The sequence below is a fragment of the Pseudomonas sp. LBUM1643 genome (assembly GCF_059716215.1).
The window spans coordinates 5327328-5352893 of sequence record NZ_CP166813.1 but is presented as its reverse complement, the minus strand read 5'-3'; the positions used below and the strand labels follow the sequence as shown (position 1 = coordinate 5352893).

Here is a 25566-nt window from a genome sequence, read left to right as displayed (position 1 = left end):
AGCCAACACTCAATGACCTTGTTCTGCGACAGCCTTGGCCGCTGTGATCAGGCACTTGGTCAGGTCGGGTGAAGAAAATTTGGTCAGCACGGCATTCGCGCCCGCCAGTCGCGCCTTTTCGCTGTTCATCGCGCTGTCCAGCGACGTGTGCAGCAGCACGTAGAGGTGCGAGAAGTCAGGTGTTTCGCGAAGGGTGCGGGTAAAGGCGTAGCCGTCCATCTCGGACATTTCGATGTCGGAGACGATCAGGTTGATCTGCTGATCGGTGCCTTGCAGGTCCAGCAGGCAATCGATGGCCTCCTTGGCGCTGCGGGCGGTATGGCATTGCAGGCCGAGGTTGCGCAGGGTGTGTACCGATTGTTGCAGCGCTGTCTGGCTGTCATCGACCACCAGAATTCGCGCGGTGCCGAGTATCTCGGCGTCTTCCATGCTGAGTTCGGTCGGGGCTGATTCGATCTGGGCCGGGGCAATGCCGTGGATGACTTTCTCGATGTCCAGCACCTGCACCAGCGTACCGTCGACCGACGTGACGCCGGTAATGTACGAGCGCAGACCGCCAGAGCCATAAGGCGGTGGACGGATGTCAGTGGTCAGGCAATGGACGATCTTGCTCACCGCCTGGACGTGCAGGCCCTGCTTGGAGCGACTGACGTCAGTGACGATCAGGCAACCACCGTTGGGGTCCTCAAGCGGACGTTCACCGATGGCCCGGCTCAGGTCGATCACCGACAGGGACATACCGCGCAAGGTGGCAATGCCTTTGACGTGTGGATGCGACTCCGGAAGCCTGGTCAGCGGCGGACAGGGAATGATTTCACTGACTTTCAGCAGGTTGATCGCCATCAGCTTGCCGCTGCGCAAGGTAAACAGCAGAAGCGAAAGTGAGTCTGCGCGGGCTTTGTTGGAAGACATAAAAACCTTCTGTGGAAAAAGGTGGCAGGCGATCGCGGGATCGCCAACAGCTATCGATGCCGGGTTATCGACTCGTAAAGGGCAGGCTTTAGGTTAATTACCCGGTATCACCGACCGACGCGACCTATGTAGCAGCTGGCGAAGCCTGCGTTGGGTTGCGAAGCGACCCCTGTTGGCGACTGGTTTGCAACCCAACGCAGGCTTCGCCAGCTGCTACATGAAGCGTGGTGAATGGAGGGGTTTTATTTCATGCCCAATCGCTTGGCCATCCGCCCGAGATTCGCCCGGTCCAAGCCTAGCTCACGCGCTGCGCTTGCCCAGTTGTTGTCGTGGCGTTCAAGGCAGGCGCCGATCAGTTGGCGTTGATACTGCTCAGTGGCTTCGCGCAAATCACCCGATACCAACGGTACAGGGGCAGCAGTGGAGGGTTGTGCGGTCACTTCAATGCCGCCGTTCGGCAGGTCCAGGTCCGCGGCACTCAAACTGAGAATCTTCGGCCGTTCCTTGCAGTTGCCCAGCGCCTTCAAGGCACTGCGGCCAATCAAGTGTTCCAGCTCTCGCACGTTGCCAGGCCAGTCGTACGCCAGCAATGCAGCCTGGGCATCGCTGTTCAGTCGCAGGCTGTTCAAGCCCATGCGCGAGCGGTTCTGTTCGAGGAAGAAGCCGCTGAGCAACAGCACGTCGCGGCCACGGTCGCGCAGGGCGGGCACCAGCAACGGGTAGACACTCAGGCGGTGATAGAAATCGGCACGGTAACGACCACTGCGTACCTCTTCCGCCAGGTCACGGTTGGTCGCCGCGATCAGGCGCACGTCCACCTGATGCTCCTTGTCCGACCCCAGGCGCTGCAGTTGGCCGCTTTGCAGGACACGCAGCAGTTTTGCCTGCACCGTCAGGGACAACTCGCCGACTTCATCCAGAAACAGTGTGCCGCCATTGGCCAGTTCGAATTTACCGCGCCGATCATTCATCGCACCGGTGAACGCGCCGCGAACATGACCGAACAGTTCGCTTTCCACTAAGGTGTCCGGCAGCGCGGCGCAGTTGAGGCTGATAATCGGTTTATCGGCGCGGGCCGACGCGGCGTGGATGGCTTGGGCGACCAGTTCCTTGCCCACCCCGGTTTCCCCGGTGATCAACACGGTCAGGTCGCTGCCGCCCACCAGGTTGATTTCTTCGACCAGGCGCTTGTGGGTCTTGCTCTGGCCGATCATTTCGCGGTTCTGTTGCCCGCTCGCCTGGCGATAAACCTCGGCGCGCTGATGCTCGTCTTCGACACGATTGGCCAGGCGCTCGATGCGTTCGGCAGCGTTGACCGTGGCGGCGGCGAGGCTGGCGAAGGCTTGCAGGGCGTCCAGTTCGATCGGTTCAAAGCGTTCCGGATCAAGGGCGTCAAGGGTCAGCAAGCCCCACGGGCGCTCGTCGATGAACAGGGGGCAACCCATGCAATCGTGAACCTCAAGATGCTCATCCAGGCCATCGACCAGACCGTCGTACGGATCGGGCAGTTCGCTATCGGCGGCGAACCGGGTCGGTTCGGGGCTGCTGAGCAGCGCCGCGAAACGTGGATGCTCACTCACCTTGAAACGTCGACCAAGGGTGTCGGTACTCAAGCCGTCGACTGCCAGTGGCACCAGCCATTCGCCATCAAGGCGCAACAGCGCCGCTGCATCACAGGGCAGCAGGGCGCGCATGGCTTCGAGCAAGCGCCGATAGCGCTCACCTTCCGGAAGTTCGCGGGACAGGTCAGAGACCAGTGGAAGCAATGTCGTCAGCAGGGATTTTGCAGTCATAGTGACTCCATGTAGTCGTTATGACTATATAGAAGAAAGTGTCTAAATGACTATAACTGTTTTAACTTGTTGATTTATAAAGATAAATAAACTGGCACGAATACTGATAAGCATAGGGTAATCAGTTGGTAATCCACGTAGCTCAGGAGTCACCCTATGCTTAGCGTTCAAGACCGCGCAATCGTCAAATCCACCGTGCCCCTGTTGGAAAGCGGCGGCGAAGCGTTGATCACTCACTTCTACCGCATGATGCTCTCCGAATACCCTGAAGTGCGCCCGCTGTTCAACCAGGCCCACCAGGTCAGCGGTGATCAACCCCGTGCGTTGGCGAACGGTGTGTTGATGTACGCGCGGCACATCGATCAGCTCGACCAGTTGGGCGACCTGGTGGCCAAGATCATCAACAAGCACGTGGCCCTGCAGATCCTTCCGGAACACTACCCGATTGTGGGCACTTGCCTGCTGCGCGCGATTTCCGAAGTGCTCGGCGACGAGATTGCGACCCCCGAAGTGATGAGTGCCTGGGGCGCGGCGTATGGGCAACTGGCTGACATTCTGATCGGTGCCGAGACCGCTATCTACGACCAGAAGGAGCAGGCACCGGGTGGCTGGCGCGGCGCGCGGGAATTCATCGTGGCGAGCAAAGTGGAAGAGAGCGCGGAGATCGTCTCGTTCTACTTCGAGCCGGCTGACAAGGGCCCGATTCTGGCGGCAGAACCCGGCCAGTACATCGGCATGAAGCTGGTCCTCGACGGTGAAGAGATCCGTCGTAACTATTCATTGTCGGCGTTGGCCAACAATGGTCAGTACCGCATCAGCGTCAAACGCGAACAGGGCGGTCGCGCCTCCAATCATTTGCACGATCAGCTGCATGTTGGCGCAAGGATCCAGCTGTTCCCGCCATCGGGTGAATTCACGCTGAGCGCCAGCGACAAGCCGCTGGTGCTGATCAGTGGCGGCGTCGGCATCACCCCGACACTGGCGATGCTTGAAGCGGCGTTGGCGACCGAACGGCCGGTGCATTTCATCCACTGCGCGCGCAACGGTAGCGTCCACGCGTTTCGTGACTGGATCGACGGGCTGGCTGAAAGTCATCCGCAGCTGCAGCGCTTCTACTGCTATGCCGAAGATGATGGCGTGAGCCCGGCGGCGCACCGGGTCGGGTTGTTGAGTCAGGAACAGTTGGGCGAATGGCTGCCGCAGGAGCGCGATGTGGATGCTTATTTCCTGGGGCCTAAAGGCTTCATGGCAGCGATCAAGCGCCACCTCAAAGCCTTGGGCGTGCCCGAGAAGCAAAGCCGCTACGAGTTCTTCGGACCGGCGTCGGCGCTGGAATAACACCCGTCCTCGCCAGTCCGGACACATCACCCCCTGTAGCAGCTGGCGAAGCCTGCGTTCGAGGACGCAGTCCTCGCCAGTCCGGTCGCTGCGTTGCAACAGGTCGATCGCGGTTATCTTGCAGGCGAGGACTTCGTCCTCGAACGCAGGCTCGCCAGCTGCTACAGGGATCGCGGCGCAGCGCTTAGCCTTTTAGTTCCTTCAAATGCTTGTACACCGTCGCCCGGCCCATGTTCAGGACGTTGGCGACGTAGTTGGAGGCGCTTTTGCCCTTGAAGGCGCCTTCGGCGTGCAGCGCCAGCACCAGTTCGCGTTTATGGTCCCGGGTCAGCATGCTCAGGCTCAGTTGACGCTCGCGCAGCCAGGCGTGCAGGAAGGTGTTGATCCGCTCCTGCCAGTCATCGCGAAACAGTGAATCCGGTTGTGGAATCAACTTGCTCGGCGACAGGAACAAATCCAGTGCCGCCTTGGCATTCTCGAACAACGAAATATTCAGATTGATGCACAGCACCGCCAGAGGGAGGCCCTCTCCGTCGCGCAAAACGCTGCTCAGGCTGCGAATTTTCTGACCATCCCAGTTGAGCTTTTCGTACGGCCCGATGTTTCGTTCGCTGATGTCTTCGCTGAGCATGTCTTCCAAGGATGAGTCATCACCGATTTCCCGTTTCGACAGGTTGTTGGCGATGTAGTCGACCTTTTGCGAGCGCAGATCGTGCAGCACCACCTCGGCATGGGGAAAGAACAGCGTAGCGATTGCATCGCTGATGGCTCGGTAGTTGTCCAGGGCCGGGTCTTTTTCGGGTGCGTTCATCAAGTAGAGCTCCAGGCCACGTCAGCGCCCGTCAAAAGGGACGCTGGGATTTTGCCGCAAACAGTCTGAAACGTCACTTCAGTGCCGCATCAACCGAGGCGTGCCGGGGAAAGCATCTCGGCGTTCAAGCCAAAACGCGTGAGGGGTTCGGGCAGCGCTTCACCGCGCACCAGTGCGGCGCTGGCCTGGCCCATGGCGGGCGAGGTCTGGATGCCGTATCCGCCTTGAGCTGCTACCCAGAACAGGCCTGGGACCAGGGGATCGAAGCCCGACAATAAATCACCGTCGCTGACAAAACTGCGCAAACCGGCCCAGGTGCGGGTCGGGCGGCGGATGGTCAGAGTGGTCGCTTCTTCGATCTGGTAGATGCCCATGGCGATGTCCAGTTCTTCGGCCTGCACGTCGTGGGGTTCCACAGGATCGGCGTTCGCCGGAGAGCCGAGGAACATCCCGGCGTCGGGTTTCATGTAGAAGGATTCGTCGAGGCTGACCAGCATGGGCCAATGATGGATATCCACACCTTCAGGGCCGGCGAAAATAAACGCCGCGCGGCGCTTCGGTTGCAGCCCCAGCGTTTTCGCACCAGCGAGCTCACCGATCTTGTCTGCCCAGGCGCCGGCGGCGTTGATGATGATCGGGGCGCTGAAGGTTTGATTGCGGGTTTGCACCTGCCATACACCTTCGGCATCGCGGGTCAGGCTCAGGACTTCGGTATCGGTATGGACTTCGCCTTTATTGCGGCGGATACCGCGCAGATACCCCTGATGCAGGGCATCGGTATCGATGTCGCTGGCGGTAGGATCATAAATGGCCCCATGGACTTTTTCCCTGCGCAGGATCGGCAGGCGCACGCAGGCTTCTTCTGCGCTGAGCAGCTGCATTTGCGGCACCGTGGCTTTCGCGCTCAGGTACTGGTTTTGCAGCTCGGCAGGGTCACCGGTGAAGTCCACGGTCATCTCGCCGCGCGGCGTCAGCAGCGGGTGTTCACAGAAACCGGCGGGTGGTGCGTCGAAGAAGTCGCGACTGGCCTGGGTCAGCGCCCGCACCTGGGGCGTGCCGTAAGCGGCGGTGTACAGCGCGGCGGAACGTCCCGTCGAGTGATAGGCCGGGTGGGATTCGCGTTCGAGCACGATGACCCGGGCATGCTGCGACAGCCAGAAACCGGTGGAAGCGCCGGCGATCCCGCCGCCGATGATGATGAAGTCTGCCTGGCTCATGAACGTCTCCTGATGGGGCGTAAATGCCATTGTTATATAGGAACCCTGTGGGAGCCGGGCTTGCCCGCGATTGCATCACCGCGGTGTGCCTGACAGACCGTGGCGCCGGCATCGCGGACAAGCCCGGCTCCCACAAAGGGGCGGTGGTGTCAGTGCTGCAATTGGTAGATGGCATTTGCCAGCGCAATGTCTTCCAGTCCCAGACCGATCGAGCGGAAAAACACGTGACGGTCGTAGTCCGGGCGCTGCACTTTTTCGCTGAGCAGATCGGGCAGGTCGCCCACGATGCTGTTCCTGTCCCAACCATGCTGCTCACCGGCGATCAGCATTTCGCCGGCCGACCCCGGGGTGCTCAGACGATAGTCACAGAACACCTGCATGTCATTGAGGCTTTGCGGCGGTACTTCGTGGGCTCGGGGGGCGTTGGTGCTGATCGATGTGATCAGCGCCGGTTTGCTCAGCGTGGCCGGATCGATCACCGGGCCGGCGGACGAGGTACAGAGCATGATCACATCGGCGTCGTGGACGGCCGCCTCGCGACTCCCGACAAGGGACAGGCGCGGATCGAGGCTTTTAAGCTGCGCCAATGCCTGTTGATCAAGCGTGCTCAAGCCGGGCGAATAGAGGGTGATGCTCTGCCAATCGCGCAGTGCCTTGACGTAATGCAGGTGCGCCTGGGCCACTTTGCCGCTGCCGATAATGGCCAGGCGTCGCGCGTTCAACGGCGCGAGCGCGTCGATGGCGACGGCGGTAGTCGCGGCGGTGCGCGCTGTCGTCAATTCTCCTGCATCGCACAGCAGCAAGGGCTGGCCAGTCTGCATCGACATCAGCAACGTCCATGCCGTTACCAACGGGCCTTGTTCGCGCACGATATAGGGCGAGGTCTTGACCCCATAGACGCCGTCTTCGGCCAGGACACCCAGATAGTTGATGAAGTCGCCAGCCCCTTGAGGGAACTCGACCAGCTGTTGTGCCGGTTGCACAGCCTTTCCATCGGCCAGGTCGCGAAACAGTTTGCGCAAAATCTGCGGCACATCGACCTGTGCCAGCAGCGCTCGGGCCTGGGGTTGGGTGATCACGTTAGGCGTACTGGACATGGTCGGCTCCGGGGGGGCTGAAACTAAACTTATTTGTCCATTATGGACTTTTAGTTGTCTCGAGCAAGCGCCTGATAAAATCCCGGGCGAAAAAAAAGCGCAGTCCGTCTCCGGCTGCGCCTTTTTTACTCGACCCGTGTTACGGGCGCTTGCGCTCAACGGCCCGCAGCAGATGCGTCGGCGGTGTTTCACAGCTGATCTTGCGTCCCAGCAACGCCTCGATGGACGGTAGCTGGTAGGAGTCGTCTTCACCGGCAAAACTGATGGACACGCCTTCAGCACCGGCACGACCGGTCCGACCGATACGGTGCACGTAATCGTCCGGGACTTCCGGCAACGTGAAGTTGATCACGTGGCTGATGCCGTCGATGTGGATGCCACGGCCGGCAACGTCGGTGGCGACCAGCACGCGGATCTTGCCTTCGCGGAAACCTTCCAGGGTCTTGATGCGCTTGTGCTGCGGCACATCGCCGGACAACTGCGCAGCGTTAACGCCGTCGCGTACCAGGCGTTCTTCGATGCGCCGCACTTCATCCTTGCGGTTGGCGAAGACCATCACCCGCTCCCAGCCATTGTCGTTGACCAGGTTGTAGAGCAGCTTGTATTTGTCGGCGCCGGCCACTGCATAGATGTGCTGCTCGACGTTTTCGCTGGCCACGTTCTGCGACTCGATCTCGACGATCGACGGCTCGGTGGTCCATTGTTTGGCCAGGTTCATCACGTCTTCGGTGAAGGTCGCGGAGAACAGCAGCGTCTGGCGCTCGTTCTTCGGCGGAGTCTGGCGAATGATCTGACGCACTTGCGGGATGAAACCCATGTCGAGCATCCGGTCGGCTTCGTCCAGCACCATCACCTCGACCATATCCAGGTGCACGTCGCCGCGCTGGTTGAAGTCGAGCAAGCGACCCGGCGTCGCCACGAGGATGTCGCAGTGACGGGCTTCGAGGTGCTTGAGTTGCTTGTCGAAGTCCATGCCGCCGACAAACGTCATGACGTTGAGACCGGTGTACTTGGTCAGGTCGGCCGCGTCCTTGGCGATCTGCACCACCAGTTCCCGGGTCGGCGCAATGATCAGTGCCCGCGGCTCACCCATGTAGCGCTCTTTCGGCGGCGGGGTTTGCAGCAGTTGGGTAATGATCGAAATCAGAAATGCGGCGGTTTTACCGGTGCCGGTCTGGGCACGACCGATGGCGTCTTTGCCCGCGAGCGTAAAGCCCAGCACCTGTGCCTGGATCGGCGTGCAGTACGGGAAGCCCAGGTCCTGGATGGCGTGCATCAGTTCAGGGGCGAGTTTGAAATCGTGGAAACGGGTTTTGCCTTCCTGGGGTTCGACGACGAAGTCTTCGAGTTTCCAGGGAATGACCGGCGCTTTCGGCTTGGGTTCGCGACGGGGTTTGACAGGTTTCGGCGCTTCGCTGCGCGGCTGTTCAGAGGCAATGGCCTCGACAGGAGGAGTGGCCGGTGTGGTCATCGGCTCGTGTGTCGGTACCGCTGCGGTTGCGGTCCGGCCAGACTGATTACCGTCGGTGCGGTGGCTGGGGTTATGAGACGGAGCGCTGGAGACTGGCGCGAGCTGCTCAGTCTCGCTTTTACCGAACATTTTCTTGAGTGCTTTGAGCACGGTCATCTCATCAATTGGTTAAGGAATGTACGCCGGCCAGTGTAATGCAAGAATCGGGCGCGGCGTAGTGTGATGATTAAAGGTGCGGTTTTTCACAGGACGTTTACAGCAAACGCTCGCTGATCCAGGTGCCGATATCGTGGATCTCCTCGGGTAACACTTCGTGGCCCATTGGGTATTCCTGCCATGTCACGGTGACACCACGGGTCTTCAAATGCTCGTAGGCGCTGCGACCCATCGAATTTTGCACCACGTCATCGTACTGCCCGTGCAAGGACAACACCGGTGTGCGCTGCTGACTGGCCGAAAGCTCCAGTTCATCGCTGAACGTCGGCGCATAAGTGGAGAGGGCGAGTACGCCACCCAGCGGACCCTGCCATTTCAAAAAGGCGGTGTGTAATACGACAGCGCCTCCCTGTGAAAAACCGGCCAGGAAAATCCGCGAGGCGTCTATTCCGATGGCGCGCTGCACTTCGATCAAATTAATCACTCGTTGCGACGACTCATCCAGCTGATCGCGATTGATCGCGCGAGCCGGGCTCATGGCCAATATGTCGTACCAGCTCGGCATCTCGTAGCCACCATTAATGGTGACAGCGCAGGTCGGTGCCTGAGGCAAAACGAAGCGGGTGGTCAACAACGTTTCCTGCAGGGCTTCGGCCACCGGCAGGAAGTCGTAGCGGTCGGCGCCCAGGCCGTGCAGCCAGATTACGCAGGCATCTGCGGGCTTTACGGGTTGGAGAATCAAGGGCTCGGTCATGTTCGCTCCAAATGTGTGCGTGCGCTCTCATTGAGTGCGAGATCTGAGTGCGCGTCTGGTTGATCAGTTAAGAAGATGTCGCAAGGCTACAAGTTTTGCTATTGACCTGCTCCTGAAACGGTTTAGCGAGCGGTCTGGTACGGGCTTTGCTATGGGAAAACCCGAGCAATCAATCTCACCGCTGGCGGTAACACTATCAGTCTACCCCTGGCGGCGGGATAGCAAACAAAATCCGGTGATGGATGTTCGCCAATGGCCGCTACGGGCTTAGCGAATGTGAAAGGGCTACAGCCCGTTCGGCCGATTGGTGAGAAGTGAGTGATCCATGATGTGGATTTTCTCCTACTAGACTCATAGCTAAGGTCTTACGTCGCTTGACCCTAAAAAAAGCCAACACGGGTCAACAACGCCTCATAAGGGTGCGACTGGACTCACGCTCCGACACAACAAGAGCAAAACTGGAGGTTTGAATGAAGATGTTGAAATCCACCCTGGCGATCGTGACTGCAGCCGCAGTACTCGGTGTCAGCGGGTTCGCTCAGGCGGGTGCAACCCTGGATGGCGTACAGAAGAAAGGTTTCGTACAGTGCGGTGTGAGCGACGGTCTGCCGGGTTTCTCGGTGCCGGACTCCACTGGCAAGATCGTGGGTATCGATGCTGACTACTGCCGTGCTGTAGCGGCTGCTGTCTTCGGCGACGCAACCAAGGTCAAGTTCAGTCAGTTGAACGCCAAGGAGCGCTTCACCGCGCTGCAATCCGGCGAAATTGACATCCTGTCGCGCAACACCACCATGACCAGCTCCCGTGACTCGGGCATGGGCCTGAAATTCCCGGGCTTCATCACTTACTACGACGGCATCGGCTTCCTGGTTAACAACAAACTGGGCGTGAAAAGTGCCAAAGAGCTGGATGGCGCGACCATCTGCATCCAGGCCGGTACCACCACCGAGCTGAACGTTTCCGACTACTTCCGTGGCAACGGTCTGAAATACACCCCGATCACTTTCGACACCTCTGATGAAAGCGCCAAGTCGCTGGAATCGGGTCGTTGCGACGTGCTGACTTCCGACAAGTCCCAACTGTTCGCCCAGCGCAGCAAGCTGGCTGCGCCGAAGGACTACGTGGTTCTGCCGGAAACCATTTCCAAAGAACCTCTGGGCCCGGTCGTGCGTAACGGCGACGACGAGTGGCTGGCCATCGTGCGCTGGGTTGGCTATGCCATGCTCAACGCTGAAGAAGCCGGCATCACCTCGAAAAACGTTGAAGCAGAAGCCAAAGGCACCAAGAACCCGGACGTCGCTCGTCTGCTGGGCACCGACGGTGAATACGGCAAAGACCTGAAAGTGAAGAAAGATTGGGTCGTACAGATCGTCAAGCAAGTCGGTAACTACGGCGAAGTGTTCGAGAAAAACCTCGGCAAGAGCACGCCTCTGGAAATCGACCGCGGCTTGAACGCCCTGTGGAACAACGGCGGCATTCAATACGCACCACCAGTGCGCTGATGGTTCTATCACCCGGTGGGCCAACCACCGGGTGATGTTCTGTTCCATTACATCCGGGGCACTTCATGCAAAATTCAATCGGCGCACCAAAGCAGAGGCTCAGCCTCAGCGATCCCAAAGTGCGTGCGTGGCTGTTTCAGATCATCACCATTGTGGCGGTGGTCTCTATGGGCTGGTATCTGTTCGATAACACCCAGACCAACCTGCAACACCGGGGCATTACCTCCGGCTTCAGCTTCCTGGAGCGCAGTGCCGGTTTCGGCATCGCTCAACACCTGATCGACTACACCGAATCGGACAGCTATGCCCGGGTGTTTGTCATCGGCTTGCTCAACACCCTGCTGGTGACGTTCATCGGCGTGATCCTGGCGACGATCCTCGGGTTCATCGTCGGCGTGTCACGGCTGTCGAAGAACTGGATCATTGCCAAGCTGGCGACTGTTTATGTGGAAGTCTTCCGCAACATTCCGCCGCTGCTGCAAATCCTGTTCTGGTACTTCGCGGTATTCCTGACCATGCCGGGACCGCGCAACAGCCACAACTTCGGCGATACCTTCTTCGTCAGCAGCCGCGGCCTGAACATGCCGGCCGCATTGACGGCGGACGGCTTTTGGCCGTTCGTGGTCAGTGTCGTCGTTGCCATTGTCGCCATCGTGCTGATGTGCCGCTGGGCCAACAAACGCTTTGAAGCGACTGGCGTGCCGTTCCGCAAGTTCTGGACCGGACTGGCGCTGTTATTGGTGATCCCGGCGCTGTGCGTATTGATCTTCGGTGCACCTGTGCACTGGGAAATGCCCAAGCTGCAAGGCTTCAACTTCGTCGGTGGCTGGGTGCTGATCCCGGAATTGCTGGCGCTGACCCTGGCCCTGACCGTTTACACCGCGGCGTTCATCGCCGAGATCGTGCGTTCGGGCATCAAGTCGGTCAGCCATGGCCAGACCGAGGCGGCGCATTCCCTGGGCCTGCGCAACGGTCCGACCCTGCGCAAGGTCATCATCCCGCAAGCCCTGCGCGTGATCATTCCACCGCTGACCAGCCAATACCTGAACCTGGCGAAGAACTCTTCGCTGGCGGCCGGTATCGGGTATCCGGAAATGGTTTCGTTGTTTGCCGGCACGGTGCTGAACCAGACCGGTCAAGCCATCGAGGTGATTGCGATCACCATGAGCGTGTACCTGGCGATCAGTATCAGCATTTCCCTGCTGATGAACTGGTACAACAAGCGCATTGCGCTGATCGAGCGGTAAGGAAAAGCGCATGAGTACTCATACTTTCAAACCTGACATGCCGCCACCGAGCAAAGTCTTCGGGCCGATGGCTTGGATGCGCGCGAACATGTTTTCCAGCTGGCTCAACACCCTGCTGACCCTGTTCGCGTTCTATCTGATCTATCTGGTGGTGCCGCCGATTTTGCAATGGGCCATTCTGGACGCCAACTGGGTCGGCACGACACGCGCCGACTGCACGAAAGAGGGCGCCTGCTGGGTGTTCATCCAGCAGCGTTTTGGCCAGTTCATGTACGGCTACTACCCGCCGGAACTGCGCTGGCGCGTGGACCTGACCGTGTGGCTGGCGGTCATCGGCGTGGCACCGTTGTTCATCTCGCGCTTCCCGCGTAAAGCGATATACGGGCTGAGCTTCCTGGTGCTCTACCCGATCATTGCCTGGTGCTTGCTACATGGCGGCGTGTTCGGCCTGCCCCAAGTGGCGACCAGCCAATGGGGCGGTCTGATGCTGACCCTGGTGATCGCGACGGTGGGTATCGCCGGTGCGTTGCCGCTGGGTATCGTCCTGGCGTTGGGTCGTCGTTCGAACATGCCGGCGATTCGTGTGGTCTGTGTGACCTTCATCGAATTCTGGCGCGGCGTGCCCTTGATCACCGTGCTGTTCATGTCCTCGGTGATGCTGCCGTTGTTCCTGCCCGAAGGCATGAACTTCGACAAACTCCTGCGAGCGCTGATCGGGGTGATCCTGTTCCAGTCGGCCTATGTGGCTGAAGTGGTGCGAGGTGGTCTGCAAGCGATTCCAAAGGGTCAGTACGAAGCAGCTGCGGCGATGGGCCTCGGGTACTGGCGCAGCATGGGCCTGGTGATTCTGCCGCAAGCCCTGAAGATGGTGATCCCTGGCATCGTCAACACCTTCATTGCGCTGTTCAAGGACACGAGCCTGGTGATCATCATCGGCCTGTTCGACTTGCTCAACAGCGTCAAACAAGCCGCCGCCGACCCGAAATGGTTGGGCATGGCCACTGAAGGCTATGTGTTTGCAGCCCTGGTGTTCTGGATTTTCTGTTTTGGTATGTCGCGCTACTCCATGCATTTGGAACGTAAGCTCGACACTGGCCACAAGCGTTAGGAGTTCTTTTATGAGCGAAGCGATCAAACAGCCTGTGAGCCCTGAAGGCATTATTCAGATGCAGGGCGTGAACAAGTGGTACGGCCAGTTCCACGTGTTGAAAGACATCAACCTCAACGTGAAACAGGGCGAGCGTATCGTCCTGTGCGGCCCGTCGGGTTCCGGCAAGTCCACGACCATTCGTTGCCTCAATCGTCTGGAAGAACACCAGCAAGGCCGAATCGTGGTCGATGGCGTGGAGCTGACCAACGACCTCAAGCAGATCGAAACGGTACGCCGTGAAGTCGGCATGGTGTTCCAGCATTTCAACCTGTTCCCGCACCTGACCATCCTGCAGAACTGCACCCTGGCGCCGATGTGGGTGCGCAAGATGCCCAAGCGCAAGGCCGAGGAAATTGCCATGCATTACCTGGAACGCGTACGCATTCCGGAGCAGGCGCATAAATTTCCGGGGCAACTGTCCGGCGGCCAGCAACAGCGTGTGGCGATCGCCCGCGCGCTGTGCATGAAACCGAAAATCATGCTGTTCGACGAACCGACTTCGGCACTCGATCCCGAGATGGTGAAAGAGGTACTGGACACCATGATCGGCCTCGCCGAAGACGGCATGACCATGCTCTGCGTCACCCATGAAATGGGCTTTGCGCGCACGGTGGCCAACCGCGTGATCTTTATGGACAAGGGTGAAATCGTTGAACAGGCTGCGCCGAATGACTTCTTCGATAATCCGCAGAATGAGCGCACCAAGCTGTTCCTGAGCCAGATTCTGCATTGATCTGATTCAAGCACTAAAAATAAACCCGGACAGCGTTCCGGGTTTTTTTTTGCCTGGGATTTTTCAACGTGCGCGATTGCCCGTCGTACACGATTCCATGTAGGAGCTGCGGCACGCTGCGATCTTTTGATCCTGGCTTCTGGACCATTAAGATCAAAAGATCGCAGCGTGCCGCAGCTCCTACAAAGGTGTGTTGTTGCCCTTTAGGAATAAGCTGACTACCATGTCAGAAAATTCATCCTATGATTGGATGACAGGGCGAATGACATGTCAGAAATTTTTCCATTGGTTAAACGATCCCTGGTCGATCAGGCCCTGGATCAACTGCGCCTGCGCATCACCCAAGGTGCCTGGACCGTTGGTCAGCGCCTGCCCACCGAGCCGGAGTTATCCGCTGAGCTCGGCATCAGCCGTAACACCGTGCGTGAAGCCATGCGCGTACTGGCGTTTTCCGGGTTGATTGAAATTCGCCAGGGCGATGGCAGTTACCTGCGTGCGGTCGTCGATCCGCTGGACACCGTAAAAGCATTGTCCCGCTGCTCCCATGAACAGGCACGCGAGACCCGGCACATTCTCGAGGTCGAGGCCATCGGACTCGCGGCCCTGCGCCGAACCGACGAAGACCTGGTGGCGTTGCGCGAGGCGCTGGGCGTCAGCGGCAGCCATTACCACGGCGATCTCGACAGTTACATCGCGTGCGATCTGGTGTTCCACCGCCGTCTGGTTGACGCCGCGCACAACCCGACACTCAGCGAGCTATATCGCTATTTCTCCAGCATCGTCGGCGCGCAGTTGCGCCAGACGCTAAACATCACCCCAAGACGCCAAGAGGTGTTCGATCTTCACATCGAGCTGCTTGAAGCCGTCGAGCAACGTGACCCTGAAAGGGCCAAAGCCCTGTCGAGGCAGTTGATCAATGAACCTTGAAACCGAGAAATCCATGTCCAGCCGTAACAGCAGCATTAATGAACCCAAACGCACGGCAGAGCTTGATGAGCTGCTGATCGATGCCGAGGCCGATGACGAAGAGGTGCAGAAAAGCCGACCGATCCTGGGGCGGCCGTGGCTGTTGCTGCTGGGATTGATTCTGGTGGCGCTGAACTTGCGCCCGGCGTTGTCGAGCATGGCGCCGATGCTGAGCGAAGTGTCGAAAAGCCTTGGCTTGAGCGCCGTTCAAGCGGGTTTGCTGACCACCTTGCCAGTGCTTTGCCTCGGCTTGTTTGCGCCATTGGCACCCGTTCTGGCGCGTCGCTTCGGCGCCGAGCGGGTGGTGTTGGGTATTTTGCTGATGCTGGCGGGCGGGATCATCGTGCGCAGTTCGTTCGGTGAGATCGGTCTGTTTGCCGGCAGCGTGATGGCAGGCGCCAGTATTGGCGTGATCGGCGTATTGCTGCCGGGCATCGTCAAGCGCGATTTCCCAAAGCAGGCCGGCACCATGACCGGTGTCTACACCATGGCCCTGTGCCTGGGTGCGGCCATGGCGGCAGGCGCCACCGTGCCGTTGAGCGAACATTTCGACAAGAGCTGGGCGCTGGGGCTGGGCTTCTGGGTGGTGCCTGCGTTCGTGGCAGCGCTGTTCTGGTTGCCGCAAGTGGGAGGCCAGAAACACGGCGCGCACAACGTGGCGTATCGCGTTCGCGGCTTGTTGCGTGACCCGTTGGCGTGGCAGGTGACCTTGTACATGGGCCTGCAATCGTCCCTGGCGTATATCGTGTTCGGCTGGTTGCCTTCGATTCTGATCGGCCGCGGCCTGACCCCGACCCAGGCGGGTCTGGTGCTGTCGGGTTCGGTGATCGTCCAGTTGGCCAGTTCACTGGCCGCTCCATGGTTGGCCACACGCGGCAAGGACCAGCGACTGGCGATTGTCGTGGTCATGCTGCTGACCCTCAGTGGTTTGTTCGGTTGCCTGTATGCGCCGATCAATGGCCTGTGGGGCTGGGCGATCCTGTTGGGCCTGGGGCAGGGCGGTGCATTCAGCCTGGCGTTGACCCTGATTGTGCTGCGTTCGCGCGATGCGCATGTGGCGGCGAACCTGTCGAGCATGGCCCAGGGCTTCGGTTACACCCTGGCGTCCATGGGACCGTTCGCGGTCGGTATCGTGCATGACTGGACCGGTGGCTGGAACGCGGTGGGCTGGATTTTCGGCGTGATCGGTCTCGGCGCGATCATTGGGGGGCTCGGTGCGGGGCGTTCGTTGTATGTTCAGGTGGTCAGCGAAAAAGTCTGACGGCCTCGCACTGTCGGTATTCGGCCCACGAATGCCGATGGTCCTGCGCGCATTTGCAGACTATCGTGCAGGCAATCTTTTCTGACGCCCGGAGTCTGCCCATGAGTGATGCCCACGTCCTGTTGATCACCCGGTTCTACCAGGCCTTCCAACGCCTGGATGCCGAGGCCATGGCCGACTGCTACACCGACGATGTGGTGTTCAGCGATCCGGCGTTTGGCGAGTTGCGCGGGCGCGACGCGGGTGATATGTGGCGCATGCTCACCACCCGGGCCAAGGATTTCTCGTTGACGTTCGATGACGTTCGAGCCGACGAGCGCACGGGCAGCGCTCACTGGGTGGCGACCTACCTGTTCAGCCAGACCGGCAACACCGTGATCAACGACATTCAGGCGCGCTTTGTTTTTCGCGACGGCAAGATCTGCGAGCATCACGACAGCTTCGACTTGTGGACATGGTCCCGTCAGGCGCTGGGTTTCAAAGGGTTGCTGCTGGGCTGGACGCCGCTGGTGCGCAATGCCGTTCGCGCCCAGGCATTGAAGGGGCTGAAGGCATTCCAGGCCAGTCGCTGATAAGATCGCGGCTTGTTTCCCTTCAAGCCCTGATCTTCACGTGACCACCCTCAGCGAAAGCCCTGTCGACGCCGACACGCCCGTGAGCAAAACCTGGTTCGTCTACCTCGTTCGCGCAGCCAACGGTTCGCTCTATTGCGGGATCAGCGATGATCCCGTGCGGCGTTTTGCCAAGCATCAAAGCGGCAAGGGCGCCCGATTCTTTCTTTCCAGTCCGGCAATGGCGTTGGTCTACACCGAGCGGTGTCGCGACAAGAGCGACGCATTGCGTCAGGAACGACTGATCAAAAAGCTCAGGAAAAGCGCGAAGGAATGCCTGGTGGCGAGTGTCGCGCACACGTCATCAATTTGATTGATCTGTTCTCATCACGGTAGATGGGTACGCGGCTTATAGATTGCGCGCTAAGCTGCGGACTCCTTAACCCAGCGGCGGAGCCGAGCATGTCCGAGTTGATTCTGCATCATTACCCGACGTCCCCTTTCGCCGAGAAAGCCCGCCTGCTGCTGGGCTTCAAGGGGTTGTCCTGGCGCTCGGTGAAGATTTCGCCAGTGATGCCCAAGCCGGATCTCACCGCGCTAACCGGTGGCTATCGCAAGACACCGGTGCTGCAGATCGGTGCCGATATCTATTGCGACACGGCACTGATTGCCCGTCGACTGGAACAGGAAAAAGCCTTGCCGGCGTTTTTTCCGGAAGGTCAGGAAATGGTCACAGCATCGTTCGCGTCCTGGGCGGATTCGGTGGTGTTTCAACACGCAGTCAGCCTGGTGTTTCAGCCTGAATCGATCGCCGTGCGCTTTGGCAGTCTGCCGCCGGAAGCGATCAAGGCGTTCCTCGCTGATCGTACCGGACTGTTTAGCGGTGGCAGTGCTACGCGTTTGTCCGCCGAGCAAGCACGGCACCAGTGGCCAACGATCATGGCGCGACTGGAGCAACAGCTTGAGCGCGAACAGGGCGACTTCCTGTTTGGCCAACCGTCGATTGCCGACTTTGCCTTGGCTCATCCCCTGTGGTTTCTCAAAGCCACGCCGGTGACTTCACCGTTGGTCGATGCTTATCCGGCGGTCAGCGCATGGTTTGGGCGGGTGATGGGCTTCGGTCATGGCGCGTCGAGCGAGATGACTTCCCAGGAAGCGCTGGAAGTGGCGCGCAATGCCACCCCAGCGGCGTTGCCGGATGAGCAGTTCGATGAGCCGAACGGGTTTGAAGCTGGCCAGCAGGTTGTCATCGCTGCAACCGATTACGGTGTGGATCCGGTGGCGGGAGAGTTGCTGTTCGCGGGCGCTGAAGAGCTGATTGTGCGCCGTGAAGACGAACGCGGCGGCGTGGTGCATGTGCACGTTCCGCGGTTTGGGTTTCGCATCGAAAAACACTGATGCACTCATATCTGTGGCGAGGGAGCTTGCTCCCGCTTGACCGGGCTGGTGCACCAGTGCGCAGCGCTCACAATATAGTTGGGGCCGCTTCGCAGCCCAGCGGGAGCAAGCTCCCTCGCCACAAGGGGATTGAGTAAGAGCGGTCGGGTTATTTCAGTGCCGCAGGAATCGCATCCGGGTCATACCCGCGAATCAACGTGCCATTCACATCGATGATCGGAATCCCGCCGCCGCCCAAGGCCTCGTAGTCCTTGCGCGCCACGGCGTCCTTCTCGATATCGAATTCCTTGTACGGAATACCTTTCTGATCGAGAAAACGCCGGGTCAGCTTGCAGTAGCCACACCACTCGGTGGCATAGAGCACGACATTGGCCCTGGCTTGAGTCTGCTCGGACACGACCTGGGAGGGATTGAAAACCCGCTCGACCTTGCCCCAGTTCTGATAAATCACGACGACCAGCAGGATCAGCAGGCATTTTTTCAGCACGCCGCCCAGCATCAGTTGCGTCGCTTGAGCTGATCAGTGAGCTGAGTCGGCAACCCTTTGATGATCAGCGTGCCGGCTTCTTCGTCATATTCGATCTTCGAGCCCAGCAGGTGGGCTTCAAAGCTGATCGACAGCCCCTCGGCGCGCCCGGTGAAACGGCGAAACTGGTTCAGGGTGCGTTTATCCGCAGGGATTTCCGGCGAGAGGCCGTAGTCCTTGTTGCGGATGTGATCGTAAAACGCTTTAGGACGTTCTTCGTCGATCAGCTCCGAGAGCTCTTCCAGGCCCATGGGTTCGCCCAATTTGGCCTGGCTGCTGGCGTAATCCACCAAGGTCTTGGTTTTTTCGCGAGCCGACTCTTCCGGCAGATCTTCGCTTTCAACGAAATCGCTGAAGGCTTTGAGCAGGGTGCGGGTTTCGCCGGGACCATCAACGCCTTCCTGGCAGCCGATGAAGTCGCGGAAGTACTCCGAAACCTTTTTCCCGTTCTTGCCTTTGATGAACGAAATGTATTGCTTGGACTGTTTGTTGTTCTGCCATTCCGAGACGTTGATCCGTGCCGCGAGGTGCAGTTGGCCAAGGTCCAGGTGTCGGGAGGGAGTGACGTCCAGTTGATCTGTCACTGCGACGCCTTCGCTGTGGTGCAGCAGGGCGATGGCGAGGTAATCGGTCATACCCTGCTGGTAATGCGCGAAAAGCACGTGGCCGCCCACAGAGAGGTTCGATTCTTCCATCAGCTTTTGCAGATGCTCGACCGCTACCCGGCTGAAGGCGGTGAAGTCCTTGCCGCCGTCCAGGTACTCCTTCAGCCAGCCGCTGAACGGATGCGCCCCGGACTCGGCGTGGAAGAAACCCCAGGCCTTGCCTTGTTTGGCGTTATAGCTTTCGTTGAGATCGGCCAGCATGTACTCGATGGCGCTCGACTCGGCCAGTTCGGAGTCTCGGGCATGGAGAACTGCAGGGGTGCCGTCGGGTTTTTTGTCGATCAGGTGGACGATGCAATGGCGGATCGGCATGGGCTTCTCGGCTGATTGTAGAGAGGAGGGCGTGCTCCCCGAAAAAGGGCTAAGTGTACCCCAGCGTGTCCTCTGTAGGAGCTGCCGAAGGCTGCGATCTTTTGATCTTGATCTCACAAAAACAAAGTCAAAAAATCGCAGCCTTCGGCAGCTCCTACAGGGGGTTGAGGGTTCATTCGCCGGTGCGCGGCGGCCCTTATGCTGTTTTTTACCGGTTTAGAGCAATAAAGCTGACCAAATGGGTAGCAAGAGGCGGATATTTCCCCGTCTCTGTGCTAGTTTTGCCCCGTCTTGCGCGAAGTCACTGCGTTAAGCGTGCATTCAGCATTTGTCAGGTCGAACCAAACCCTGATTTCGGTATCTATAACCCCGATCCCGTGGTTATTGGCCGAGGGTGCCAGATCCAGAAGATCGGGCTCGATGGCTGACACTGCACTCTGCAATCCATATGAATTTGATAGGGAAGGAACACTACATGGCTCTTACTAAAGACCAACTGATCGCCGACATCGCTGAAGCTATCGACGCGCCAAAAACCACCGCGCGTAACGCTCTGGACCAACTGGGCCAAATCGTTGCCGATCAGCTGGAAAACGGCGGCGAAATCACTCTGCCAGGTATCGGCAAACTGAAAGTGACTGAGCGTCCTGCCCGCACTGGCCGTAACCCTTCGACTGGCGCTGCCATCGAAATCGCGGCCAAGAAAGTTATCAAGCTGGTTGTGGCCAAAGGCCTGACCGACGCTGTTAACAAGTAAGACGTGTAAAAAAAACCGTGCTCCGGAGTGATCCGGGCACGGTTTTTTTGTGCCTGCGATTTGGTGATTGAGCTGCAACACCACTAAGTCAATGCAGGAGTGAGCCTGCTCGCGATGGCTGCGTGTCAGTTAACGATGATGTCGACTGATGCAACGCCATCGCGAGCAGGCTCACTCCTACAGTTGATCTGCGGTGGTCAGTTACTCAGCTCTTTTTAACCCAGCGCTGGCGCCACACCTGCTGCTCACTCTTGGTCTGGAACGTCCAGGCGACAAAGCGGCTTTTCTTCTGCCCCTGGGACATTTCCACCACCTGGCTTTCCAGTACGCCGGCCTTTCTCAGGGCTGTCTCGATGGCAGGCAGGTTCGACGCCTTGGAAACCAAGGTGCTGAACCACAGCACTTTGTGCTGGAAATGCGCGCTCTCGGCGATCAGTTGCGTCACAAAACGCGCTTCGCCCCCTTCGCACCACAGTTCGGCCGACTGACCGCCGAAGTTCAGCACCGGCAGTTTGCGTTTAGGGTCGGCGCGGCCCAGGGCGCGCCATTTACGCTCGCTGCCCTTGGTTGCTTCGTCCATCGACGCGTGGAACGGCGGGTTGCACATGGTCAGGTCAAAGCGTTCGCCCGGTTCCAGCAAGCCCAGCAGAATGTGCTTGGGATTGGACTGCTGGCGCAGCTGGATGGCTTTGTTCAACCCGTTCGATTGCACGATGGCTTTGGCGGCGGCCACGGCTGTCGGGTCGATTTCCGAACCGAGGAAGTGCCAGCGGTAGTCGCTGTAGCCGATCAACGGATAGACGCAGTTGGCGCCCATGCCGATATCAAGCACCTTGACCGGCGCGCCGCGTGGGATTTCGCCGTCGTTGACGCTGGCCAGCAGGTCCGCCAGGAAGTGCACATAATCGGCACGACCCGGAACAGGAGGGCACAGGTAGTCAGCCGGGATGTCCCAATGGGCAACGCCGTAGAATGACTTGAGCAATGCCCGGTTGAACACACGCACCGCGTCCGGGCTGGCGAAATCGATGCTTTCCTTGCCGTACGGGTTGATGATCACGAACTTCGCCAGTTCCGGCGTGGTTTTGATCAGCGCCGGGAAGTCGTAACGACCCTGATGGCGGTTGCGCGGATGCAAGCTGGCCTTTTCACGAGGCTCCACGGCGTTGGCCGGGGTCGCGGATTCAGGCTTTTTGCGCGCGGGTTTGGGTGTGCGGGGGGCGTTCATGGGCGTTGTCGATTCGGGTATGGCTGAAAGTGGCGGGTATTGTCCCACATCCAGACCTTGCGAACCCAATTGCAAAAGATCATGACTATCCCCCGTAGGAGCTGTCGAGTGAAACGAGGCTGCGATCTTTTGATCTTGTATTAAAAAATCAAAAGATCGCAGCCTCGTTTCACTCGACAGCTCCTACAGGGGATATGTGGTGTTTGGGGAATAGGGCAGGCACAAAAAAGGGAGGCCTTTGCGGGCCTCCCTCTTTTATTGCGATTTGCCGTTACAGGCTGGCAATCCGCGCATGTTGCTCGGCCAACTTGCCCAAAGCCTGTTCGGCTTCAGCCAGTTTGGCGCGTTCCTTCTCGATGACTTCGGCCGGGGCCTTGTCGACGAAACCGGCGTTGGACAGCTTTCCACCCACGCGCTGAACTTCACCCTGCAGACGCAGGATTTCCTTGTCCAGACGTGCCAGTTCGGCGTCCTTGTCGATCAGGCCGGCCATCGGCACCAGCACTTCCATCTCACCCACCAGCGCGGTGGCGGACAGCGGTGCTTCTTCGCCGGCAGCCAGTACGGTGATCGATTCGAGGCGAGCCAGCTTTTTCAGCAGGGCTTCGTTCTCGGTAAGACGGCGCTGATCTTCGGCGCTGACGTTTTTCAGGAACAGGTTCAGCGGCTTGCCCGGACCGATGTTCATCTCGGCGCGAATGTTGCGCGTGCCGAGCATCAGCGTCTTCAACCACTCGATGTCATCTTCGGCGGCCTGATCAATGCGCGCTTCATTGGCCACTGGCCAAGGTTGCAGCATGATCGTCTTGCCTTCGATACCGGCCAGCGGCGCGATGCGCTGCCAGATTTCTTCGGTGATGAACGGCATGAACGGATGCGCCAGGCGCAACGCAACTTCCAGCACCCGAACCAGCGTGCGGCGGGTGCCGCGCTGACGTTCGACCGGGGCGTTTTCGTCCCACAGCACAGGCTTGGAGAGTTCGAGGTACCAGTCGCAGTACTGGTTCCAGATGAACTCGTACAGCGCTTGTGCTGCCAGGTCGAAGCGGAACTGGTCGAGTTGACGGGTTACTTCGGCTTCGGTGCGTTGCAGTTGCGAGATGATCCAGCGATCCGCCAGAGACAGCTCGTAAGCCTCGCCGTTCTGGCCGCAATCTTCGCCCTTGTCCAGAACGTAGCGCGCGGCGTTCCAGATCTTGTTGCAGAAGTTGCGATAGCCCTCGACGCGACCCATGTCGAACTTGATGTCACGACCGGTGGACGCCAGCGAGCAGAACGTGAAGCGCAGGGCATCGGTGCCGTAACTGGCGATGCCGTCGGCGAACTCGTCGCGAGTCTGCTTCTCGATCTTCTTCGCCAGTTTCGGCTGCATCATGCCGGAGGTGCGTTTCTGCACCAGATCTTCCAGCTCGATACCGTCGATGATGTCCAGCGGGTCCAGGACGTTGCCCTTGGACTTGGACATCTTCTGGCCCTGGCCATCACGCACCAGACCGTGCACATAAACGGTCTTGAACGGGACTTGAGGGGTGCCGTCTTCGTTCTTCACCAAGTGCATGGTGAGCATGATCATCCGGGCAACCCAGAAGAAAATGATGTCGAAACCGGTGACCAGCACGTCGGTGGAGTGGAATTTCTTCAGGAACTCGGTCTGCTCAGGCCAGCCCAGGGTGGAGAAGGTCCACAGCCCGGAGCTGAACCAGGTGTCGAGAACGTCGTTGTCCTGCTGCAGCGCAACGTCCGGCCCCAGGTTGTTCTTGGCGCGTACTTCGGCTTCATCGCGACCAACATAAACCTTGCCCGACTCGTCGTACCAGGCCGGAATCCGGTGGCCCCACCACAGCTGACGACTGATGCACCAATCCTGGATGTCGCGCATCCACGAGAAATACATGTTTTCGTACTGTTTAGGCACGAACTGGATACGGCCGTCTTCAACGGCGGCAATTGCAGGTTCGGCCAACGGCTTGGTGGACACGTACCACTGGTCGGTCAGCCACGGCTCGATGATGGTGCCGGAACGGTCGCCTTTCGGCACTTTCAGGGCGTGATCGTCAACGCTGACCAGCAGGCCCGCGGCGTCGAATGCCGCAACAATTTGCTTGCGGGCTTCGAAACGGTCGAGGCCGGCGTATTCGGCCGGGATCTTGCCGTCGATGCTTTCGTTCAGTGTGCCATCGAGGTTGAACACCTGGCAGGCAGGCAGCACGGCCGCGTTCTTGTCGAAGATGTTCAGCAGCGGCAGGTTGTGGCGCTTGCCGACTTCGTAGTCGTTGAAATCGTGAGCCGGGGTGATTTTCACGCAGCCGGTGCCGAATTCGGGGTCGCAATAATCGTCGGCGATGATCGGGATGCGGCGGCCGACCAGCGGCAACTCGACAAATTTGCCGATCAGGGCTTTGTAGCGTTCGTCGTTCGGGTTTACCGCGACGGCGGAGTCGCCGAGCATGGTTTCCGGGCGAGTGGTCGCGACGATCAGGAAATCGTTGCCTTCAGCGGTTTTCGCGCCATCGGCCAGCGGGTATTTCAGGTTCCACAGGAAACCTTTCTCGTCGTGGTTTTCCACTTCGAGGTCGGAAATCGCCGTGTGCAACTTGGTGTCCCAGTTGACCAGGCGCTTGCCACGGTAGATCAAGCCGTCTTCGTGCAGGCGCACGAACGCTTCTTTAACGGCTTCCGAGAGACCGTCGTCCATGGTGAAGCGCTCGCGGCTCCAGTCGACGGACGAGCCGAGGCGGCGGATCTGACGGCTGATGTTGCCGCCGGACTGATCCTTCCATTCCCAAATTTTCTCGAGGAATTTCTCACGGCCCAGATCATGACGGCTCTGGCCTTGGGCTTCGAGCTGACGTTCCACCAGCATTTGCGTGGCGATACCGGCGTGGTCGGTGCCCGGCTGCCACAGGGTATTGCGACCCTGCATGCGGCGGAAACGGATCAGGGCGTCCATGATCGCGTTGTTGAAGCCGTGACCCATGTGCAGGCTGCCGGTGACGTTCGGCGGCGGGATCATGATGGTGTAGGACTCGCCCGCGCCTTGCGGGGCGAAGTAATTCTCTGACTCCCAGGTGTTGTACCAGGAAGCTTCAATGGCGTGCGGCTGGTAGGTCTTATCCATGCGCGGCGGGACCCTATTGGCATTTATTCAGGAAAAGCCGGCAAGTATAGCGGGGCATGGGGCGCAGAGCGAGTCAGTGCGGACGGGGCGCGTCATCTATAGCAGCGCGAACACTGTAGGAGCTGCCGAAGGCTGCGATCTTTTGATCTTATCTTTCCGGCATCGTTGAAGATCAAGATCAAAAGATCGCAGCCTTCGGCAGCTCCTACAGTGTAAAGGTGAGGGCTTACTCGTACTGACTAAGCAACCGTTCCATCCGCGCGGCGAGCCGGCGTTTGATTTCGGTTTCGATATGCGGGGCGAAGTCGTCGATCACGTCTTGCATGATCAGCATGGCGGCGGCGCGCAGTTCGCCGTCCAGATGCAGCAGGGCGTCGGGGCCTTTGTCCGCAGCAGGTGCCGCCGGGGCGGGGGAGGGTTCGGCAGCGGGCGGCGCGGTGTCGACGGCCTCGAACAACATCGGAATCTGTTCCTGGTCCTCGTCCTCGACCGTGTCGGTCAAAAGCGGTGGTTGCAGGTTGTCATCGCCGAGCAGTTGGCGGATCGACTCAAGGTCGTCCAGCAGGTGCGCGGACTGTTGGTGCGTTTTTGGAGTGTCCATCG

Annotated in this window: 23 protein-coding genes; 11 read left to right on the top strand and 12 right to left on the bottom strand. The window is 59.3% G+C overall.

Annotation, left to right across the window (positions count from 1 at the left end):
* Nucleotides 1–9 precede the first annotated feature (9 nt).
* Both ACA063_RS24090 and norR read right to left on the bottom strand, forming a co-directional pair.
* Nucleotides 10–912 carry a chemotaxis protein CheV gene (locus ACA063_RS24090; RefSeq protein ID WP_162437249.1) on the bottom strand — a complete coding sequence of 301 codons (903 nt, stop codon included), beginning with the start codon at nt 910–912 and terminating at the stop codon, nt 10–12.
* 242 nt (nt 913–1154) lie between these two features.
* Complete coding sequence (norR, locus tag ACA063_RS24085; protein WP_497663646.1) at nt 1155–2705, bottom strand: nitric oxide reductase transcriptional regulator NorR; 1551 nt, start codon at nt 2703–2705, stop codon at nt 1155–1157.
* Between the two features lie 156 nt (nt 2706–2861).
* Here norR and hmpA point away from each other — a divergent pair, with 156 nt between their 5' ends.
* Entirely contained in the window at nt 2862–4043 is a 1182-nt protein-coding gene (gene hmpA, locus ACA063_RS24080; protein WP_497663645.1) for an NO-inducible flavohemoprotein, read from the top strand.
* 184 nt (nt 4044–4227) lie between these two features.
* On the opposite strand, the gene ACA063_RS24075 is transcribed toward hmpA, so the two are convergent.
* The 5 genes from ACA063_RS24075 to ACA063_RS24055 all read right to left on the bottom strand — a co-directional run bounded on the left by ACA063_RS24075 (nt 4228) and on the right by ACA063_RS24055 (nt 9549).
* Nucleotides 4228–4854 carry a helix-turn-helix transcriptional regulator gene (locus tag ACA063_RS24075; RefSeq protein WP_497663644.1) on the bottom strand — a complete coding sequence of 209 codons (627 nt, stop codon included), beginning with the start codon at nt 4852–4854 and terminating at the stop codon, nt 4228–4230.
* Between the two features lie 89 nt (nt 4855–4943).
* Entirely contained in the window at nt 4944–6071 is a 1128-nt protein-coding gene (locus tag ACA063_RS24070; RefSeq protein ID WP_497663643.1) for an NAD(P)/FAD-dependent oxidoreductase, read from the bottom strand.
* Nucleotides 6072–6220: 149 nt separating this feature from the next.
* On the bottom strand, nt 6221–7168 hold the full coding sequence (locus ACA063_RS24065; protein WP_497663642.1) for an ornithine cyclodeaminase family protein: 948 nt from the start codon (nt 7166–7168) through the stop codon (nt 6221–6223).
* A gap of 139 nt (nt 7169–7307) precedes the next feature.
* Entirely contained in the window at nt 7308–8795 is a 1488-nt protein-coding gene (rhlB, locus tag ACA063_RS24060) for an ATP-dependent RNA helicase RhlB (protein WP_497663641.1), read from the bottom strand.
* Nucleotides 8796–8892: 97 nt separating this feature from the next.
* Entirely contained in the window at nt 8893–9549 is a 657-nt protein-coding gene (locus ACA063_RS24055; RefSeq protein ID WP_497663640.1) for an alpha/beta hydrolase, read from the bottom strand.
* A 470-nt stretch (nt 9550–10019) separates the two neighbouring features.
* On the opposite strand from ACA063_RS24055, the gene ACA063_RS24050 reads away from it, so the two are divergent.
* The 9 genes from ACA063_RS24050 (at nt 10020) to ACA063_RS24010 (ending at nt 18357) form a co-directional block, all read left to right on the top strand.
* Nucleotides 10020–11051 carry an amino acid ABC transporter substrate-binding protein gene (locus ACA063_RS24050; protein WP_162437257.1) on the top strand — a complete coding sequence of 344 codons (1032 nt, stop codon included), beginning with the start codon at nt 10020–10022 and terminating at the stop codon, nt 11049–11051.
* A 65-nt stretch (nt 11052–11116) separates the two neighbouring features.
* Nucleotides 11117–12298: an amino acid ABC transporter permease gene (locus ACA063_RS24045; RefSeq protein ID WP_497663639.1), complete on the top strand. Its 1182-nt coding sequence runs from the start codon at nt 11117–11119 to the stop codon at nt 12296–12298.
* A gap of 10 nt (nt 12299–12308) precedes the next feature.
* Complete coding sequence (locus ACA063_RS24040; protein WP_497663638.1) at nt 12309–13406, top strand: amino acid ABC transporter permease; 1098 nt, start codon at nt 12309–12311, stop codon at nt 13404–13406.
* Nucleotides 13407–13416: 10 nt separating this feature from the next.
* A complete protein-coding gene (locus ACA063_RS24035) occupies nt 13417–14181 on the top strand; it encodes an amino acid ABC transporter ATP-binding protein (protein WP_032859991.1) in 765 nt (254 codons plus the stop codon).
* A 267-nt stretch (nt 14182–14448) separates the two neighbouring features.
* Nucleotides 14449–15108 (top strand): FadR/GntR family transcriptional regulator, encoded by a 660-nt coding sequence (locus ACA063_RS24030; RefSeq protein ID WP_497663637.1) that lies wholly within the window; start codon nt 14449–14451, stop codon nt 15106–15108.
* Nucleotides 15098–16408 carry a CynX/NimT family MFS transporter gene (locus ACA063_RS24025; protein WP_497663636.1) on the top strand — a complete coding sequence of 437 codons (1311 nt, stop codon included), beginning with the start codon at nt 15098–15100 and terminating at the stop codon, nt 16406–16408. The genes ACA063_RS24030 and ACA063_RS24025 overlap by 11 nt, the downstream gene beginning before the upstream one ends.
* Before the next feature lie 101 nt (nt 16409–16509).
* Nucleotides 16510–16980: a nuclear transport factor 2 family protein gene (locus ACA063_RS24020; protein WP_497663635.1), complete on the top strand. Its 471-nt coding sequence runs from the start codon at nt 16510–16512 to the stop codon at nt 16978–16980.
* Between the two features lie 40 nt (nt 16981–17020).
* Nucleotides 17021–17332, top strand: a complete 312-nt coding sequence (locus tag ACA063_RS24015; protein ID WP_497663634.1) for a GIY-YIG nuclease family protein — start codon at nt 17021–17023, stop codon at nt 17330–17332.
* Nucleotides 17333–17421: 89 nt separating this feature from the next.
* Nucleotides 17422–18357 (top strand): glutathione S-transferase family protein, encoded by a 936-nt coding sequence (locus ACA063_RS24010; RefSeq protein WP_497663633.1) that lies wholly within the window; start codon nt 17422–17424, stop codon nt 18355–18357.
* Nucleotides 18358–18505: 148 nt separating this feature from the next.
* On the opposite strand, the gene ACA063_RS24005 is transcribed toward ACA063_RS24010, so the two are convergent.
* Nucleotides 18506–18856, bottom strand: coding sequence for a glutaredoxin family protein (locus tag ACA063_RS24005; RefSeq protein WP_497663632.1), 351 nt, complete (start codon nt 18854–18856; stop codon nt 18506–18508).
* On the bottom strand, nt 18856–19860 hold the full coding sequence (gene yejK, locus ACA063_RS24000) for a nucleoid-associated protein YejK (protein ID WP_008147593.1): 1005 nt from the start codon (nt 19858–19860) through the stop codon (nt 18856–18858). Before yejK ends, ACA063_RS24005 begins: the two co-directional genes overlap by 1 nt.
* 475 nt (nt 19861–20335) lie before the next feature.
* On the opposite strand from yejK, the gene ACA063_RS23995 reads away from it, so the two are divergent.
* The gene (locus ACA063_RS23995; protein WP_007905514.1) at nt 20336–20617 is read left to right on the top strand and encodes an HU family DNA-binding protein; all 282 of its coding nucleotides are present in this window, start codon (nt 20336–20338) and stop codon (nt 20615–20617) included.
* A gap of 205 nt (nt 20618–20822) precedes the next feature.
* Here ACA063_RS23995 and rlmF read toward each other — a convergent pair whose 3' ends face one another.
* The 3 genes from rlmF to ACA063_RS23980 form a co-directional block, all read right to left on the bottom strand.
* Nucleotides 20823–21845: a 23S rRNA (adenine(1618)-N(6))-methyltransferase RlmF gene (gene rlmF, locus ACA063_RS23990; protein WP_194692682.1), complete on the bottom strand. Its 1023-nt coding sequence runs from the start codon at nt 21843–21845 to the stop codon at nt 20823–20825.
* A 271-nt stretch (nt 21846–22116) separates the two neighbouring features.
* A complete protein-coding gene (locus ACA063_RS23985; RefSeq protein ID WP_497663631.1) occupies nt 22117–24963 on the bottom strand; it encodes a valine--tRNA ligase in 2847 nt (948 codons plus the stop codon).
* 226 nt (nt 24964–25189) lie between these two features.
* The gene (locus tag ACA063_RS23980; RefSeq protein ID WP_194692680.1) at nt 25190–25564 is read right to left on the bottom strand and encodes a DNA polymerase III subunit chi; all 375 of its coding nucleotides are present in this window, start codon (nt 25562–25564) and stop codon (nt 25190–25192) included.
* Between the last annotated feature and the right edge of the window lie 2 nt (nt 25565–25566).